Origin of the sequence: Exiguobacterium aurantiacum DSM 6208 (genome assembly GCF_000702585.1) — a bacterium.
GTDB lineage: Bacteria > Bacillota > Bacilli > Exiguobacteriales > Exiguobacteriaceae > Exiguobacterium > Exiguobacterium aurantiacum.
This window is the reverse complement of record NZ_JNIQ01000001.1, coordinates 2,097,664-2,115,328: the sequence shown is the minus strand read 5'-3', so window position 1 is coordinate 2,115,328 and position 17,665 is coordinate 2,097,664. Positions and strand designations below refer to the sequence as shown.

The following is a 17,665-nucleotide window of genomic DNA, read 5'->3' as shown; positions in this document are numbered from 1 at the left end:
TTCACTCGAACGGGGCGTTCAGGCTGTTGACGAACCCATTCGCTTCTGGCGAATGGGTTCGTCTTTTTTTGTGTTCAACGAGCTCGAGGCGCTCTGCCCGACATAAAATTGAAAAAATGCTATGTAGACGGTCGTTTTCGGCCAACATCGCGGTAGGACTCATCGATGTGGCGGGTGATGACGCGCCGATGCGATCGGCTTGACGTGCACTTCTCGAGGAGCGGGCAGTTCTGACAGATGGCAGGATCGGACGCGTACTGGTGATAGCCGTGACGGTCGGTCGTCTTATAGGTGAGGTGCTGTTTCGCCGGACACAGATAGGCATCCACGTCCGGCAGGTAGGTGAACCGCGTCTTTCGAATCATCCCCTTCTTCCCACCGAACCGTCGCCAGGCGATGACGCCGAAAACGCCGCGCTCGACGAGCGCCTTCGCGATCTCGGTCGTGTAGTAACCGGCATCGAGCGCGACCGCCTCGAGCGGATAGGCGAAACGGTCCAGATAGACGGTGCTGTCCGACACGTTCCCGGGCGTGACATGCACATCGACGATGAAGTTGTGCTTGGCGTCGACCGTCCGGTGCACCAGCCAGAAAAAGCCTTCCGGCTTCTGGTCACGTTACATATAGCCCGCCTCAGGGTCGGTCCGGCTCACCTTGATGAGTCGACGCTTCTTCTTCTGTCGCGCGGGCTTCAGTGCTTTTTTCCTCGTTTGGCCCGTTCCTCGTTCACCCGGCCGAGAAGCTCGTCCTCGACATCGCCGACGACCTGCTCGACCTCGACCTTGTCGAACTTCTTCTTGTTCGCGTTGGCTCGGATGTGGGTCGAGTCGGTGATCAGGATGCGCCCTGAAATGAAGCCGTGGGCTTCGGCCTGGCCCACGATGTCCTCGAAGATTTGTCGAAAGACGTCCGTGCCGGCGAACCGGCGTCGATAGGCCTGGCTGATCGTCGAATGGTCGGGAATTTTCTCGTCCATCCCGAGCCCGAGGAACCAACGGTACGCGAGGTTCGTCTCGATTTCCTTGATGGTCTGTCGCACGGAACGGATGTTGAACAGCGGGCCGAGCAGGATGATCTTGATGAGGATCTCGGGGTCGATGCCGGGCTGTCCGGTGTTTGAATACAGCGGCGCGCATAGCCGGTGGACGATGGAGAAGTCGATGTGGCGGTCGAGTTTGCGGACGAGGTGGTCTTTCGGGACCAGTTGGTCCAGCGAGGCGTCGGTGCGGATTGGTTCATGGCGTTTGGCGATATGGGCTCGGTACATGATGATTCCCCTTCCTGTTCGGAGGCAGTGACGATCCATACATACCAGTTCCCGCTTCTCGAGGTTTTAGCCCGCATCGGGGTCTTTTTCTATCGGCCGTCGAGGCCTCAGAAAAAGACGAGAGGCCACCCAGGGGCGGCCTCTCGCGGCGCTCATCCGACGGCGCCGGAGACTCCTGAGGGATCAGCGAGCGGAGGGAGACCCAGCAGCGACAACGTCGCGATGCGGCTCCCTGCTCGCCCCTAGGAAAGCGGAGGCGCCAAGAGGAGGAGCGAAAACATTCTGTTAGTCAACAATCTGAACGCCCCGTTCACTCGAACGGGGCGTTTTGTGTCGTGGTTTATTTTAAAGGAATCCGGTTCTCATCGAACGTGAACCCTTCACCGCCGACCTCATACACGTGGTGGAACGTGACGAAAGCGTGCGGGTCGATTTGTTTGACGATCGTCTTCAGACGGTTCACTTCATTGCGTCCGACGACGACGTAAAGCACTTCGAGTTCCTTGTTCGAATAACCGCCTTTGGCGATGAGACGCGTCGTCCCGCGGTTCATCGTCGCATGGATACCGTCGGCGATCGACGTCCGGTGGTCGCTGATGATCATCGCGGCCTTACCGGCGTACGTCCCTTCCTGCATCGAGTCGATGACACGGGCACCGACGTAGACGGCGAGCAACGTGTACATCGCCTCACGGATGTCGAGATACGTCAAACTGAGCACGATGACGAAAAAGTCGAAGACGAGGAACGTCTTCCCGATCGACCAGCCGACGTAACGTTGGACGAGACGGGCGATAATGTCGACGCCTCCGGTCGTGCCGCCATTGTTAAAGATGATGCCGAGACCGACGCCGATGAACAGTCCGGCGAACAGGCTCGCGAGCACCATGTCATCGGTCAAGTCGATGACGAGGTTCGAATATTTGGCGACGAGCGCATACCAAATCGAAAAGCTGAACGTCCCGATGAGCGTATAGATGAACGTCGTCCGCCCGAGCAGCTTGTAGCTGACAAAGAAGAGCGGGATGTTGAGCGCCAAGTTTGTGATGGATGGCGACCAGTCGAACAAGCCGCGCAGAATCAACGTGATCCCCGTGAAACCACCTTCGGCCAAATTGTTTTGCACGTTGAAGTGATATACCCCAAACGCAAAAATGAATGAACCAATCAAGATAAAGATAATATTGCGAAAACGAATCGGTAACTGTACCGTCATTTCGTTCACCTCCCATCTAGTAGCGTACTCGAAAAACCTCTCAGTTGACTACCCTCTACATATGACATTCGTGGTTGAGTCCGATATACTTTTCACAGAAGAGGTGATTTTATGAAAATAGTAGCAATCGGGGCCCATCCGGACGATATCGAGATCGGCATCGCCGGGATGACGGCCCAATGGACACGCGACGGCATCGAGGTCGTCTACGTCGATTTGACCCGGGCCGAGCTGTCCTCGAACGGGGACGTCGACACCCGCGCCGTCGAGGCGGGACGCGCCGACGACGTGCTCGGGGTTCGTCGCCTCAACCTCGGTTTCCCGGACCGGGGACTGACCGGGGACGAGATGCAAATCGAGACGCTCGTCCGCTTGATTCGGACCGAGCGTCCGACGCATGTGTTGTATCCGTACGGCGACGACCGCCATCCCGACCATCGGGCCTGTGCCCGGCTCGTCGAGGAGGCGCTCTTTAACGCCGGGATTCGGAAGTTCATGCAAGACGTGCCGGCATATCGACCGGACAGCGTCTATCAATATATGATTAACGCGCTTGAGACGCCTGACGTCTGTATCGACATCAGCGAGACGATGGAGACGAAGCTGCGTGCCTTGTCTGCTTATGAGAGCCAGTTCATGCCCGTGGACGGCGTCCGGACCCCGCTCACGGATGAATATATCGAACGCGTGCGGGCGCGGGAACGACATTTTGGCAGTTTGATCGGGACGACGTACGCCGAGGGCTTGATGACCGTCAAGCCGTACGCCGTCAAGAAAGCGGGGGAGCTCGCATGAAGCTACGGATCGGTGTCCTCTGTTATCCATCGGTCGGGGGTTCTGGCATTCTCGCCACGGAGCTCGGCATGAAGCTCGCCGACCGCGGCCACGACGTCCACTTCATCACGTCGAGCATCCCATTCCGATTGAATGCGTATCATCCGAACATCACGTTCCATCAGGTCGAGATCAACCAATATTCGGTGTTCCGGTATCCACCGTACGACATCACGCTCGCCTCGAAAATCGCAAGTGTGATCCAAGCGTTCGGTCTCGACGTCATCCATGCGCATTACGCCGTGCCCCATGCCGTCTGTGCCGCGCTCGGGCGTGAGATGGCCGGGACGAACATCCCGATCGTCTCGACGTTGCACGGGACCGATATCACCGTGCTCGGGGAGGATGAGGAGCTGAAGCCCGCCATCCTGTACGGGCTCCGGAAGTCGAACGCCATCACGGCCGTATCCGACAGCCTGCGGCAAGAGACGCTCGAACGGATCGGGTCCGACTTGTCCATCGACGTCATCCATAACTTCATCGACGAGACGGTGTACCGTCCGCTCGACGACTCGTCACTCCGGGAACGTTACGGCTTGACTGAGTCGGACAACGTCGTCATCCACGTCTCGAACTTCCGGCAAGTGAAGCGGATCGACCTCGTCCTCGAGGCGTTCGCCCGGATGAACGTGCCGGATAAAAAACTGCTCCTCGTCGGGGACGGGCCGCTCATGGGGGCGATGCGCCGTCAAGTGAGCGAGTTGTCGCTCGAGCAAGACGTCATCTTCGCCGGGAAACAAGAACAAGTCGCCGAACTGTTATCGATCAGTGACGTGCACGTCCTCTTATCGGACAAAGAAGCGTTCGGTCTCGTCGCGCTCGAGGCAATGGCGACGGGTATCCCATCGGTCGTCTCGGATGCCGGCGGGTTGCCGGAAGTGATCACCGACGGGGCGGAAGGGTTCGTCGTCGCCCGCGGTGACGTCGCCGGGGCGACGAAAGCGCTCGAGAACATCTTACTCGACAAGGCGCTACAGGCGCGGTTGCGTGAAAACGGGTTGCAGCGGGCAAAACAGTTCGCGTCGACCGATATCGTGTCCGCATACGAGTCACTTTACGAACGGGTGGTGCGCGCATGACAGAATGGGAATATGCAAAACAGATTATCGAGACGATCAACCGCCGCGGCGGGGAGGCGTATATCGTCGGCGGCGCCGTCCGGGACTATATGCTCGGACATTTACCTGACGACATTGACATCGCGACGTCGCTCTTCCCGGACGAGGTGCTCGCGCTCTTCCCGAAGGCGGTGCCGACCGGGATTGACCACGGGACCGTAACGGTCATCATCGACCATCATCCGTTCGAAGTGACGACGTTCCGTTCGGAAGGGACGTACTCCGACTCGCGTCGCCCCGACCACGTCGCGCTTGGCGTCTCACTTGAAGAGGATTTGTTGCGACGAGATTTCACGATGAACGCGATGGCGTTTCATGACGGTAACGTCGTCGATTTGTTCGGCGGACGGCTCGACCTCGAGGCGAGAGTCATCCGTACCGTCGGGAGCCCGTACGAACGGTTCGACGAGGACGCCCTCCGCATCATGCGGGCGTTCCGTTTCATGGCCCAGCTCGACTTCACCCTCGACGAGGAACTTGTCCGGGCCGCTTCGGCGCTCGGGCATAAACTGCGCCATATCGCCATGGAGCGCATCGCCATCGAATTTGAGAAACTGATGGCGGGGCCGGCCTATAAGCGTGCGCTCTCGTCGCTCATGGCGGCCGGGATTCACGAATATTTGCCGGATATGGATTGCGGCTTATTGCAGAAGGTCGTCGACGACGACCGGAAACCGGTCAACGGGCTCGGCGGCTGGGCGCTCTTCCTCCACCATGCGGGTGACGTGAGTTGGCTCACCGCCTGGAAACGGTCGAACGCGACCAAACGGGAGGCGGCCCGGCTCGCCGGGCTGCTCACGACCGGTCTTGACACGTTCGCCGTCTACGACACGCCCGAAGCGACGCTCGATACGTACTTACGGATGGAAGGACGGGCAGACCGGGCAATCGAGTTGAAGCGGGCGTTGCCGATTCAACGTCGCAGTGAGCTTCGTTTCGATGGCCGTGACGCCCTCTCCCTCGGGGCGAAAGGGGCGACGATCAAACATTTACTTGCCTATTTGGAGCGGGCGGTGCTCCATGGCGATCTGCCGAACGAGGAGACGACTTTACGGAAGGAGGCATGCGCATGGCTTCGACACGAGGAAAGGTCTTGAGCCTATTGCAAGACGGGGCGGTCTGGAGCGGGCAGGAGTTGGCCCGGCAACTAAATATTTCACGTACCGCTATTTGGAAACATATCGAGACGTTAAAACAAGATGGTTACGATATCGAGACGATTCCACGAAAAGGGTATCAATTGCTCGAGCAGAACGACCGCTTCGATGAGACGGCGTTCGTTTCCGTCCGACGTGGGCGTTTTGGCCAACACGTTCACGCGTACGACCAAGTCGACACGACGCAACGGATTGCCCATGAGCACGCTCAGCGTGGGGCGCCGGAAGGGACGATTGTCATCAGCGAAGAACAGACGGCCGGCCGCGGGCAACTCGGACGGCAATGGTACAATCCGAGCCGGGTGAATATTGCGGCGAGCATCATCTTGCGTCCGGATTTGCCGATTCGCGACGCGTCGAAATTGACGCTCATGGCGGCGAGCGCGTTCGCCCGCTCATTCAACCGCGAAGGAATTGTCGCAGCGATCAAATGGCCGAACGACCTGCTCTTGAACGGCAAGAAAATCGGCGGGATTTTGACGGAAATGCAGACCGAGGGTGACCGCATTCAGGCGGTCATCCTCGGCTTCGGCTTCAATGTGAACGGAGAAACGATTCCAGAGGAGCTCATCCATCGGGCGACGTCGCTCAAGCGCGAGACGGGCATCGTCCACCGACGAAGCGAATTGCTCGCTCGTTTGTTAGAAGATCTCGAGAAGGAGTACGATCTGTTCCTTGAGGCGGGCTTCTCCCCGGTTCGTGAACATTGGCTCCAAAACGCCGCCTTCATCGATGAGACGATCACGCTAACGACGGCCGGAAAGACGAAGACCGGGGTCATGCGTGGCATCTCGACAGAAGGTGCGCTCTTGCTTGAGACGGGAGCGGGCATCGAACCGATTTACTCTGCTGAAATCGCGGTTTGGAATGATTGAATGAATGCTTGACGTGGTCTATAATGAATGTGCCGGACGCTATCATAGCGAAGTGTACCGGACTGCAGACCGTCACTACCATTATTTGTCTGCCTTGATCACTTTGACAGGGACAGAAGGACACTCAACCATTGAGTTTGCTTTCGTGCGCCTTCTTGTCGATAAGAAGGCGCTTTTTCTTTCCTGTCTCCCATTTAGGAGGAGAACATATGCATACGATGACATCTTTACTCAAGAAGATGAAGCAAGAAGAGAAGCTGGTCATGTTGACCGCTTATGATTATCCGTCGGCGAAACTCGCCGAAGCCGGAGAGGTCGATATCATCCTCGTCGGCGATTCACTCGGCATGGTCGTGCTCGGTTACGACTCGACGATCCCAGTCACCATCGCTGACATGGTGCACCATGCGAAAGCGGTAAGACGCGGGGCACGCAATACGTTCGTCGTCGTCGATATGCCGTTCGCGACGTATCACGGTGACTTTGACCGGACGTTACAAGCTGCACAGACGCTGTTTCAGGACGGACACGCTGACGCCATCAAGCTCGAAGGGGCAGGCGAGGTGCTCGAGACGATTGAACGGTTGACGAAAATCGGCATGCCTTGCGTCGCCCATCTGGGACTGACACCACAATCGGTCGGCGTGCTCGAAGGCTACAAAGTGCAAGGTAAATCGCTTGAAGATGCCGAACGGTTGATTGCCGATAGCCTCGAGGCTGAGCGGGTCGGGGCGAAGATGCTCGTCCTCGAATGTGTGCCGCATCAGCTCGCCAAAAAGATCGCCGAAGCGCTGACGATTCCGGTCATCGGCATCGGCGCCGGCGCTGACGTGGACGGCCAAGTGCTCGTCTACCATGACATTTTAAAGTACGGCGTCGACCGGCTCCCTAAATTTGTCGAAGCATACGCCGATGTGAACGAAGTCGCGACAAGCGCCATCCACGAATACGTGCAGGCGACGAAAGACGGCTCGTTCCCTCTCGAACGTCACACGTTCACGATGGACGAGACGTTGCTCGATACGTTGTACGGAGGGAAGGCATGAGAATCGTCACCGACCCGATGTCATTACGAGACGCGATATCGCATGATTCGACCGTCGGTTTCGTACCGACGATGGGCTACTTGCACGAAGGTCACCTCAGTCTCGTCGAGGCAGCCAAAGCGGAGAACGACCTCGTCGTCATGAGCATCTTCGTCAATCCGACCCAGTTCGGACCGAACGAAGACCTCGACCGGTATCCACGTGATTTCGATCGCGACGAGGCGCTCGCCCGCGACGCCGGCGTCGATATCTTGTTCTATCCCGACACGACGACGATGTATCCGCTTGATATGGCGCGCGTGACGGTACGCACCGGTGCCGACGTGCTGTGCGGTGCAAGCCGACCAGGCCATTTCGATGGCGTGTTGACCGTCGTATCAAAATTATTCAACATCGTGCGCCCGACCCGAGCCTATTTCGGGTTGAAAGATGCACAACAAGTCGCCTTGATCGAAGGGTATGTCCACGACTATTTCGTGCCGGTCGAGATCCGGCGTTGCCCGATCATTCGGGAGGCGTCAGGGCTGGCCAAGTCGAGTCGGAACGTCTATTTGTCTGAGACGGAAAGTGTGGAGGCGGCTGAGATCAACAAGGCGCTCATCGAGGCTGAAACGGGGCTTCAAGCAGGATTGACCGTCCCGGCGGTGCGAGCAAGACTGGTTGAACGGCTAGACGCTATCCCGAACAGCACGATCGACTACGTCGAAATCGTCGATTATCCGACGTTGACGAAAGCACGCGACACATCGCATGAACTGTTAATTGCGGCAGCCGTCCAATTTGACCGGGCCCGCTTGATCGATAACGTGATTTGGAAGAGAGGATGAATCTGATGATTCGAACATTTATGCACGCGAAGTTGCACAAAGCGACCGTTACCGAGGCGAACTTGCACTATGTCGGCTCGATCACGATCGATGAAGATTTGATGGATGCGGTCGGCATTATGGAAAATGAGCATGTGCACATCACGAACAACCATAACGGTGCCCGGATCGAGACGTACGTCATCAAAGGGGAACGAGGATCTGGTGTCGTCTGTTTGAATGGCGCAGCAGCCCGTCACTTCCAAGTCGGTGACGTCGTCATCATCATGGCGTACGGTCAGATGACGGCAGAAGAGGCAAGATTGCATCGTCCGAAAGTCGCCGTCTTGAACGAGCGCAACGAAGTCGATCAACTCTTGTATGAAGAGATCGCGCACACGATATTGTGAGGCGAGCGGGGATGTCCGATAAAAGGCATCCCCGTTTTTTCGTGTATCGTTCTATGGTAAGATGAGACAGATAGAAAGCACGAGCGTGCCGAAGATGGGATGGATGTTATGGACACTTATGTGATAGTGGATTTAGAGACGACCGGTCATTCCGTCAAATCCGGCGACGAATTGATTGAATTCGCGGCGGTTGTCGTACAAGGTAGTGAAGTGATTGAGCGCTACAGTACTTTGATTCGACCGAGTCGTCCGATCCCACCTTTCATCACGCAGTTGACGACGATCACAGATCGTGATGTAGAGGATGCCCCAACGTTTGAAGAGGTTATCCCTAGTATATGGAAGATGTTAGATGGGCGTGTGTTCGTCGCCCACAACGTCACGTTTGATTTAAACTTTTTAAATGAGAGCTTGGAACAGGCAGGGTACTTGCCGTTTCAAGGCCGAGCGATTGATACGGTTGAACTCGCCCGCATCCTTTACCCGACCCTCGAGAGCCACGCCCTCGAGTCGCTCGCCGATGTGTTCGACCTCGTGCATACGGATGCGCACCGAGCCCTCAGTGATGCCGAAGCGACAGCTGAACTGTTCATTCAACAAATCGCGCGACTCCGGGAACTACCGGTCGTGACACTCAAACAGTTGCGCCGCTTGTCAGAGTCGTGGACGAGCAACATCGAACCGTTGCTCGACGAAATCATTCTCGACATCGGCATCCGGCCGGAAGACGAGGCGACGTACGACGTTCACCGGAAGATCGCATTGAAGCGTTTGACAGACTCACATGTCGAAGCGATCGAGCGAGAACCGTTCGAGCCGTTCTTACACCGGACGATCGAAGAGACGTTGCCGTCCTTGTTCCATCAGTTTGAACCGCGACAAAGCCAGTTCGAGATGATGCGACACGTCTACAAAGCGCTCGATGATGAAACGACGTTCCTCGTCGAAGCTGGTACCGGGACGGGCAAGACACTCGCCTACTTGATTCCGAGCGCACACCATGCGCTCGAGACGAAGCGTCCCGTTGTGGTCAGCACGCACACGATCCAATTGCAAGAACAGCTGCTCAACCGGGATTTGCCGATCTTAAAAGCGATTTTTCCGGAAATCGAGTTCACGTTATTAAAAGGGCGACGCAACTATATCGACCTCCGCAAGTTTGAGGCCGTGCTCGAAGAGACGACGGACGGACTGTTATCGGCTATGTGTAAGGCGATGGTGCTCGTCTGGCTGACAGAGACGGAGACGGGCGACTTGGAAGAGTTGTCACTCCCCGGCGCGGCGACGCAAGGACCGGCTTCGTTCAAGCGGCTCATACAGGCGGATGCGGCGTCTGAATTTGGACGTTTTGACCCGTGGTACAGCCGTGACTTCTTCACGCGAGCCGTGTTGCGATCAAAAGAAGCGGATATCATCGTGACGAACCACGCCTTGTTGTTCTCAGACCTTCAACATCAGGCCGGTATACTACCGACCGATACCCCGCTCGTCTTAGATGAGGCCCATCAAGTCGAGGAGGTCGCTTCCCATCACTTCGGGGTGACGTTCGACGCCATCCAGTTCGACCGGTTGTTCAAGTGGTTCGGGTATGGGGCCGACGGGAAGTTCCATTCTCGTCTGCTCCAACTCGCCGACTTGACGTCCGTGGCGGAAGAGACGGAAGCGTTCAGCCGCGACACCGACGTCGCGCTCGCGCAAGTCGATGCCGAGTTAGACGATTTATTGACGGCTCTTCATTCGCTCGGCAAGAAAAAAGAGCAACGCCAAACGGTGAGGTTTGAACGGGAAGGGGAGGTGTTCCGGCCGATCCGTGAAGTAGCAAAACGACTTGAGTATAAACTTCGGGCCTTGCGGATGTCTCTGCGACAAATGCACCGTCTCCTCGACGAACATAAAGAGCACATGACGTTCAAGCAGCGGGCCGTGCTTTCAGACTTGAAAGCGTTCATCGGGGATGTGCGAGAACTCGAAAGCGTGTTGTTTGAGACGATGCTCACAAAAGATGACGATGCGGTCAGCTGGGTCGAGTTGAACTTGGCGAACCGTAAGCTCACGTCCGTCTATACGCAACCGGTCGAGATCGGACCACTCCTTCATGAGCGTCTCTTCATGAAACGACCGACTGTTTTGACGTCGGCTACGATGACCGTGTCAGGACGATTTGGTTTTATCGAGCGGCGTCTTGGACTCGACGGAGAAAACGTCCGACGTGTCGTCCTTCCTTCGCCGTTTGACTTCAAGCGGCAGGCGAAGCTGTTCGTCCCGTCCGACCTTCCGCTCATCAACGAAGTGCCGCTCCCGCAGTTCGTCGCCGAAACGGCGGACGCCATCGCCCAGATCGCCAACGTGACGAAAGGGAGGATGCTCGTCTTGTTCACTTCGAACGAATTATTGCGTTTGACGCACGATGCGGTAAAAGGTCAGCTCGATGAGGCGTATACGCTCCTCGCACAAGGAGTGAGCGGCGGGTCGCGGAGCCGATTGACGAAACAGTTCAAACGGATTGACCAGTCGATCTTGTTCGGGACGGCCAGTTTCTGGGAAGGGGTCGATATCCCCGGCGAATCGTTGACGTGTCTGATCATCGTCCGCCTCCCGTTCGCGCCGCCCGATCAGCCGGTCATGCAAGCACGTTCTGAAAAGATTGAAGCGACAGGGAAATCATCTTTCTTTGAGCTGTCCCTCCCGCAAGCAGTCATCCGCTTCAAACAAGGGGTCGGCCGCTTGATTCGCTCGAAAGAAGATTACGGCGCCATTTTCGTATTCGATCGCCGCGTTGAGACGACACGTTACGGCAAACAGTTCCTCAACAGTCTGCCCGCCGTCGATCGAATCGAAGGACCGATCGAGACGGCCCTCTCAGAACTTGAGTTGTTTTTAGATGATAAGGAGAAGACGGGTTTAGGAAATGACAGATAACGCTAGGCAGGGCGAAATTATCGCTTTATAATAATGGGTATAGTGTTTTTGAAGGAGGATGGACCATGAATTCAAATATCGAGACGCTCGCGACCGTTCGCATCGAACCGACGGCAGACGTATACAAAATCGTCGACTTGTTGAACCGGACGCTGAAGAGCCAAGATTTGATGTTCGGTTTGGCGTTAGAGAAAAAAGTAAATGATCCGAAGAAAGAAGAGATGGTATTCACCATCTACCGGACAGAATGACACGTAAGACAAAAGTAGTGGTCGCACTCATGACGGCACTGATCGGTGTCGTCATCATGTTTAGTGGCATCTATTGGTTCACAGTCGGACATACCGAGCGGACGAAACAAAGTTTGATCGAAGAAGCGCGTGAGCGTCTTTTGGCCGAACAACCGACCGTCGAGTCCGAACGGGCCGACTTGTATAACGGGACGAAACCGTACGTCGTCTTCGAGGAGGCGGATCGTGTCTTGTTCGTGCCGGTAGACAGCGAAGAACCAATCGAGGAGCGCGAAATCGCTTCGGTCGACTTGAATCAAGTTTGCGCCGAGTCGGTAGAGGAAACCGGTGGTGCGCTCGTCAGTTGTAAATATGGGTTCGACGACCGGGCATTGATTGAAGTTGTGACGAAAGCAGGAGCTTCATATACTTATTCGTACTACACGCTCCAAACCGGAGACTTTATTAGACGGGTCCAATTGACGGACTCACTTTGAGCAAATTGAGGGGGATCACGATGGAACATCTATTGGCAAAACGGGTTAAGCAGTTGACACCGTCGACGACGCTCGCCATTACGGCGAAAGCGAAAGCGTTGAAAGCTTCAGGGCAAGACGTCATCGGTCTCGGAGCCGGTGAGCCGGACTTCAACACACCGGAACGCATCATCGAGGCAGCCTGTCGGGCGGCCCGCGACGGTGATACGAAGTATACTCCTTCAGGCGGTACGGTCGCGTTGAAAGATGCGATCATCGAAAAGACGAAACGAGACAGCGACCTCACGTTTGAACGGAGCGAGGTCATGGTCGCTTCCGGTGCGAAGCATGCGCTGTACGCACTGTTTCAAGCGATCCTCGACGAAGGTGACGAAGTCATCATCCCTGTCCCGTACTGGGTCAGCTATCCGGAACAAGTGAAGCTCGCTGACGGGGTACCGGTCTACGTCGAGACGACAGAGGCGACGACGTTCAAATTGACGCCAGAGGCGCTCGAGGCGGCCGTGACGGATCGGACGAAAGCCGTCATCTTGAACAGCCCATCGAACCCGACCGGCATGATTTACACGGAGGCAGAACTTGTCGCGCTCGCTGAAGTCGTCACACGTCATGACTTGTTAGTCGTCAGTGACGAGATTTACGAGAAACTCGTATATGGGGACGCGACGTTCGTCTCGATCGCGACGCTTCCGGGTATGCGCGAGCGGACGATCATCATCAACGGCGTATCGAAGTCCCACGCCATGACAGGTTGGCGCATCGGTTACGCGCTCGGGGACCGTTCCATCATCGAAGCGATGACGAACCTTGCCTCGCACTCGACATCAAACCCGACGTCCATCGCTCAAGCAGCCGCTGTCGAGGCGTACAACGGGCCGCAAGACGACGTCGACATGATGCGCGTCTCGTTCGAGGAACGTCTTGAGATCGTGTATGATCGGTTGATCAAAATCCCGGGCATCACATGCTTGAAGCCGCAAGGGGCATTTTACTTATACGCAAACGCTAAGGAAGCCGCGACGATGAGCGGTTACGACTCGGTCGACACGTGGTGTGAGGCCGTTCTCGGTGAGGCGTTCGTCGCACTCGTCCCAGGTTCGGGCTTCGGACAAGACGATTACGTCCGTCTCTCTTATGCAACCGAATTAAAACGAGTACTAGAAGCGCTCGATCGAGTGGAAAACTTTATCAAGCAGCACACTCGATAAGCGAAAGGATGGAAACGACAATGACAACTATTTCAATTAGCCAATTCAAAGATTATGAAGGTCAATCGATTCGAGTGGGAGCTTGGATCGCCAACAAACGTTCAAGCGGGAAGATCGCCTTCCTTCAACTCCGTGACGGGAGCGGGTTCGCCCAAGCGGTCGTCGTCAAAGCTGATGTGGCCGAAGATTTGTTCGCCCTCGCCAAAAGTGTGACACAAGAGACGTCGGTCTGGGTGACAGGGAACGTTAAATCGGACGGCGGTCGCACGCCGCTCGGTTTCGAACTTGAAGTGACGGACATGGAAGTGATCGCTGAGTCGGTCGATTACCCGATCACACCGAAAGAACACGGAACGGAGTTCTTGATGGACAACCGTCACCTATGGCTTCGTTCGCGTCGTCAACACGCGATCATGAAAGTTCGAAACGAATTGATTCGTGCGACGTACGAGTTCTACAACATGGAAGGGTTCGTCAAGATCGATCCACCAATCATCACGTCGAGCGCCCCTGAAGGCACGACTGAGCTGTTCGAGACGGATTACTTCGGGCAACCGGCCTACTTGTCACAAACAGGACAGCTATACATGGAAGCCGCAGCGATGGCACTCGGAAAAGTATTCTCGTTCGGTCCGACGTTCCGTGCCGAGAAGTCGAAAACGCGTCGTCACTTGATCGAGTTTTGGATGATCGAACCTGAGATGGCGTTCTTCGACCACGACATGAGTTTGGACCTTCAAGAACGCTACGTCTCTTATATCGCAAAATCAGCGTTGGAGAACTGTCGCAACGAGCTTGAATTGCTTGGGCGCGACTTATCGAAACTCGAGAAAGTTCAAGCGCCGTTCCCGCGTATCCGTTATGCGGACGCGATCACGTTCTTGAAGGCAGAAGGATTTGACGATATCGAGTACGGCGACGATTTCGGTGCACCGCATGAGACGGCAATCGCGAACGCGCACGATAAGCCGGTATTCATCACCCATTGGCCAAAAGAAATCAAACCGTTCTACATGAAAGTCGACCCGGAGAACCCGGAACTCGTTCTTTGTGCCGATTTGATCGCGCCGGAAGGATACGGTGAGATCATCGGCGGTTCGCAGCGTGAAGACGACTACGACCGCTTGAAAGAGGAAATCGTCAAAGAGGGATTAGACGAGACGGACGCGTACGATTGGTATCTCGAGCTTCGAAAGTACGGTTCTGTACCGCACTCTGGCTTTGGACTCGGTCTCGAGCGCACAGTCGCTTGGATCAGCGGAATCGAACATATTCGTGAAGCGATCCCGTTCCCACGTCTATTAAATCGAATTCACCCATAACCATCAATCGGGGATGACACATTGTCTTCCCCGATTGATGTGTTTAGAAAGGATGTGCGACATGGATGCACATAATATGATCAAACTGTTCGAACAAAGTCCGGTCGTCGTTCCACGTAAACTGTTCACGGACGCCCGACGTTTAAATTTGAGCCCGGTCGAGTTTTGCCTCGTCGTCCATCTGCTCGAATTGACAGGAGAGGGCATCGAAATGCCGTTGCCGAGCGAACTCGGAGAACGGATGAACGTCGCTGAGAGTGAGGCACGGGCTGTTTTGCTCGGGTTGCTGCAAAAAGAACTTGTTGCCATCGATGCGTCGGCAGAAGTGGAGCGATATAGCCTGCTCCCTCTTTTTCAAGCACTCGAAGAAGACGTCGCCCCGAAAAAGAACACACAATCGTTGAATGAAAACCTCATCCACACGTTCGAACGAGAGTTCGGGACGATCACACCGTTTGAGATCGAACAAATCGTCGGCTGGTTGACAGAGGATGGTTTTAGCGAGGAACTCATTTTAGCGGCGTTGCGGGAAGCCAAACTTCGCAACGTTCGGAACTTCAAATACATGGACAAAATTTTACGCGTCTGGCAAGACCATAACGTCGAATCGCTTGAAGATGTGGTCGACTATCAACGGAGGAACAAGTGATGTTGACGAGAGCCCAGTTGAATGAAGTGTCAGAGACGATGCGCCGCATGTTTCCAGACGCGCATTGTGAACTGACGCACCGTAATCCGTTCGAACTCGTCGTCGCCGTCGCGTTGTCGGCCCAAGCGACCGACGCACTCGTCAACCGTGTGACGCCAGGATTGTTCGAGGCGTTCCCGACGGTCGAGGCGATGGCTGCGGCTGACGTCTCCGAAATCGAGGCGCTCATCAAGCGCATCGGGTTGTATCGGAACAAGGCGAAGAACGTGAAGGCGTTATCGATACAAATTGTCGAACAGCATGGAGGCGTCGTTCCGGAAGACAGGGCTTCATTAGAGGCGTTGCCAGGGGTCGGACGGAAGACGGCGAACGTCGTCCTGTCGGTCGCCTTTCATGAACCGGCTTTCGCTGTCGATACGCACGTCGAGCGTGTCTCGAAACGGCTCGGCATTTGCCGCTGGAAAGACAACGTCCGCCAAGTCGAGGACACACTCATGAAGAAGTTCCCGCGCGAGGAGTGGTCGCAGCTCCATCACCAATTCATTTTCTTCGGCCGCTATCATTGCAAAGCGCAGCGACCGGGTTGTGAAGAATGTCCGCTCCTTCACATGTGCCGGGAAGGAAAAAAACGGATGAAGTCGCGTCAAGCGACTGACCCATCGTAATCGATTCACCTTCTTGATGAAAAATCGAGAAGGTGTTTTTTATACGGCTGGGGGTATGTTTGTGGTACACTCAATTTGCAAAAAAGTGAACCCTTCATTGTAGTGAAGGATGTGAAGGAGATTGGGGAATGTTGAATCAAACACGGGTCGGGCTATATGAAAATCGATTGAACTTTATGTTTCTCGTCGTGACGAACTTCTTTGTCGGTTCGATGGTCGGGCTTGAACGAACGCTTCTCCCGGTCATCGCCGAAGAAGATTTCGGTCTCGTCTCGACGAGCGCGGCCCTCTCGTTCATCGTCAGTTTCGGGTTTTCAAAAGCGGTCGTCAATTACTTTGCCGGAGCGATCGCCGACCGATTCGATCGGAAAAATGTGTTGCTGTTCGGTTGGTTCGTCGGCTTGTTCGTGCCGATGCTCGTCATATTTGCCACGTCTTGGTGGATGATCATCGTCGCGAACGTCTTGCTTGGGATCAATCAAGGACTGACGTGGTCGATGACGGTGAATATGAAAATCGATTTGGCGAAACCGACAGAGCGTGGGCTCGCCGTCGGGATGAATGAGTTCGCCGGCTACGTCGGCGTCGCCGTCATGGCGGCCGTCTCAGGGTACGTCGCGACGACGTTCTCGAGTCGTCCCGAACCGTTTTATATCGGAGTCGCGATCGCTCTCATCGGATTCCTCCTATCTATGTTTGTCAAAGATACGAGCGTGCAGCTTGGCCTTCAAGGAAAGGGGCAGGGCACACGCAGGAGCCGTTCTGCCAAAGAAGTGTTCATCCAGACGACATGGAAAGATCGCTCACTCTCGAGTCTCACTGCGGCCGGTCTGTCGACGAACTTAAAAGACGGTATGGCGTGGGGATTGTTCCCGTTCTATTTTGCCTCGAAAGGGTTGAGCCTATCGGAGATTGGTCTGATCGTCGCCGTCTATCCGGCGGCGTGGGGATTTTTCCAACTGTTCACCGGCGTCTTAAGTGATCGAATCGGGCGGAAAGGTTTGATTGTCGGGGGGATGTTGGTTCAGGCGACATCGTTGTGGTTGCTGTTGCTCGTGAGCGACTATGGACTGTGGCTATTGGCCGCTCTGTTGCTTGGCATCGGGACGGCGATGGTGTATCCGACAATCCAAGCCTCGATCAGCGATGTCGCCGAACCGAATTGGCGTGCCTCGGCGATGGGGGTGTATCGTTTTTGGCGGGACAGTGGCTATGCGTTCGGGGCGTTATTTGCCGGCGTATTGACGGACGTATTGTCGATTGATTGGGCGATCGGTCTCGTGGCGGTCATCCCATTCTTGGCCGGTCTCGTCGCCTTCTTGCGTTTACGTGAAACATTGCCAGGATTGCGAACCGAAGACTGAACGTTGAACTATGTAAGCTTTACCTGACACGTCGGCTGCGGTCGTATGCTCGTCTAGCCACAGAGAAAAAACCGGCCCCGTT

General features: G+C 55.6%; 18 protein-coding genes. 15 read left to right on the top strand and 3 right to left on the bottom strand.

Translation table 11 applies throughout. The features are described 5' to 3' along the window. Window positions 1–119 precede the first annotated feature (119 nt). The 3 genes from P398_RS16160 to P398_RS0111180 form a co-directional block, all read right to left on the bottom strand. Window positions 120–584, bottom strand: coding sequence for a transposase (locus P398_RS16160; protein WP_051638907.1), 465 nt, complete (start codon window positions 582–584; stop codon window positions 120–122). Between the two features lie 107 nt (window positions 585–691). Further along, window positions 692–1,267 carry an IS5 family transposase gene (locus tag P398_RS16405; protein WP_051638845.1) on the bottom strand — a complete coding sequence of 192 codons (576 nt, stop codon included), beginning with the start codon at window positions 1,265–1,267 and terminating at the stop codon, window positions 692–694. 340 nt (window positions 1,268–1,607) lie between these two features. Continuing rightward, window positions 1,608–2,483: a YitT family protein gene (locus tag P398_RS0111180; RefSeq protein ID WP_029335307.1), complete on the bottom strand. Its 876-nt coding sequence runs from the start codon at window positions 2,481–2,483 to the stop codon at window positions 1,608–1,610. 111 nt (window positions 2,484–2,594) lie between these two features. On the opposite strand from P398_RS0111180, the gene bshB1 reads away from it, so the two are divergent. The 15 genes from bshB1 (at window position 2,595) to P398_RS0111105 (ending at window position 17,583) form a co-directional block, all read left to right on the top strand. Then, a complete protein-coding gene (gene bshB1 / locus P398_RS0111175; protein WP_029335305.1) occupies window positions 2,595–3,278 on the top strand; it encodes a bacillithiol biosynthesis deacetylase BshB1 in 684 nt (227 codons plus the stop codon). Next, window positions 3,275–4,396: an N-acetyl-alpha-D-glucosaminyl L-malate synthase BshA gene (bshA, locus tag P398_RS0111170; RefSeq protein WP_024370197.1), complete on the top strand. Its 1,122-nt coding sequence runs from the start codon at window positions 3,275–3,277 to the stop codon at window positions 4,394–4,396. Before bshB1 ends, bshA begins: the two co-directional genes overlap by 4 nt. Continuing rightward, window positions 4,393–5,532: a CCA tRNA nucleotidyltransferase gene (locus tag P398_RS0111165; protein ID WP_029335299.1), complete on the top strand. Its 1,140-nt coding sequence runs from the start codon at window positions 4,393–4,395 to the stop codon at window positions 5,530–5,532. Before bshA ends, P398_RS0111165 begins: the two co-directional genes overlap by 4 nt. Then, window positions 5,505–6,467, top strand: coding sequence for a biotin--[acetyl-CoA-carboxylase] ligase (locus P398_RS0111160; protein WP_029335297.1), 963 nt, complete (start codon window positions 5,505–5,507; stop codon window positions 6,465–6,467). Before P398_RS0111165 ends, P398_RS0111160 begins: the two co-directional genes overlap by 28 nt. 209 nt (window positions 6,468–6,676) lie before the next feature. Further along, window positions 6,677–7,513 (top strand): 3-methyl-2-oxobutanoate hydroxymethyltransferase, encoded by an 837-nt coding sequence (gene panB / locus P398_RS0111155; protein WP_029335296.1) that lies wholly within the window; start codon window positions 6,677–6,679, stop codon window positions 7,511–7,513. Next, window positions 7,510–8,340 carry a pantoate--beta-alanine ligase gene (panC, locus tag P398_RS0111150; protein WP_029335295.1) on the top strand — a complete coding sequence of 277 codons (831 nt, stop codon included), beginning with the start codon at window positions 7,510–7,512 and terminating at the stop codon, window positions 8,338–8,340. The genes panB and panC overlap by 4 nt, the downstream gene beginning before the upstream one ends. A gap of 5 nt (window positions 8,341–8,345) precedes the next feature. Further along, entirely contained in the window at window positions 8,346–8,729 is a 384-nt protein-coding gene (panD, locus tag P398_RS0111145) for an aspartate 1-decarboxylase (RefSeq protein ID WP_024370202.1), read from the top strand. 108 nt (window positions 8,730–8,837) lie between these two features. After that, window positions 8,838–11,648, top strand: a complete 2,811-nt coding sequence (dinG, locus tag P398_RS0111140) for an ATP-dependent DNA helicase DinG (RefSeq protein ID WP_029335294.1) — start codon at window positions 8,838–8,840, stop codon at window positions 11,646–11,648. A 65-nt stretch (window positions 11,649–11,713) separates the two neighbouring features. Next, window positions 11,714–11,899, top strand: a complete 186-nt coding sequence (locus P398_RS0111135) for a YpmA family protein (protein WP_016509977.1) — start codon at window positions 11,714–11,716, stop codon at window positions 11,897–11,899. Continuing rightward, complete coding sequence (locus P398_RS0111130; protein ID WP_029335291.1) at window positions 11,896–12,375, top strand: hypothetical protein; 480 nt, start codon at window positions 11,896–11,898, stop codon at window positions 12,373–12,375. The genes P398_RS0111135 and P398_RS0111130 overlap by 4 nt, the downstream gene beginning before the upstream one ends. A 20-nt stretch (window positions 12,376–12,395) precedes the next feature. Further along, the gene (locus tag P398_RS0111125) at window positions 12,396–13,583 is read left to right on the top strand and encodes a pyridoxal phosphate-dependent aminotransferase (protein WP_029335289.1); all 1,188 of its coding nucleotides are present in this window, start codon (window positions 12,396–12,398) and stop codon (window positions 13,581–13,583) included. A 20-nt stretch (window positions 13,584–13,603) separates the two neighbouring features. Beyond that, window positions 13,604–14,905: an asparagine--tRNA ligase gene (gene asnS / locus P398_RS0111120; protein ID WP_369793371.1), complete on the top strand. Its 1,302-nt coding sequence runs from the start codon at window positions 13,604–13,606 to the stop codon at window positions 14,903–14,905. Between the two features lie 61 nt (window positions 14,906–14,966). Then, on the top strand, window positions 14,967–15,554 hold the full coding sequence (locus P398_RS0111115) for a DnaD domain-containing protein (protein ID WP_024370207.1): 588 nt from the start codon (window positions 14,967–14,969) through the stop codon (window positions 15,552–15,554). After that, a complete protein-coding gene (nth, locus tag P398_RS0111110; protein WP_024370208.1) occupies window positions 15,554–16,219 on the top strand; it encodes an endonuclease III in 666 nt (221 codons plus the stop codon). Before P398_RS0111115 ends, nth begins: the two co-directional genes overlap by 1 nt. 128 nt (window positions 16,220–16,347) lie before the next feature. Continuing rightward, window positions 16,348–17,583, top strand: a complete 1,236-nt coding sequence (locus P398_RS0111105; RefSeq protein WP_029335286.1) for an MFS transporter — start codon at window positions 16,348–16,350, stop codon at window positions 17,581–17,583. Window positions 17,584–17,665: the final 82 nt, after the last annotated feature.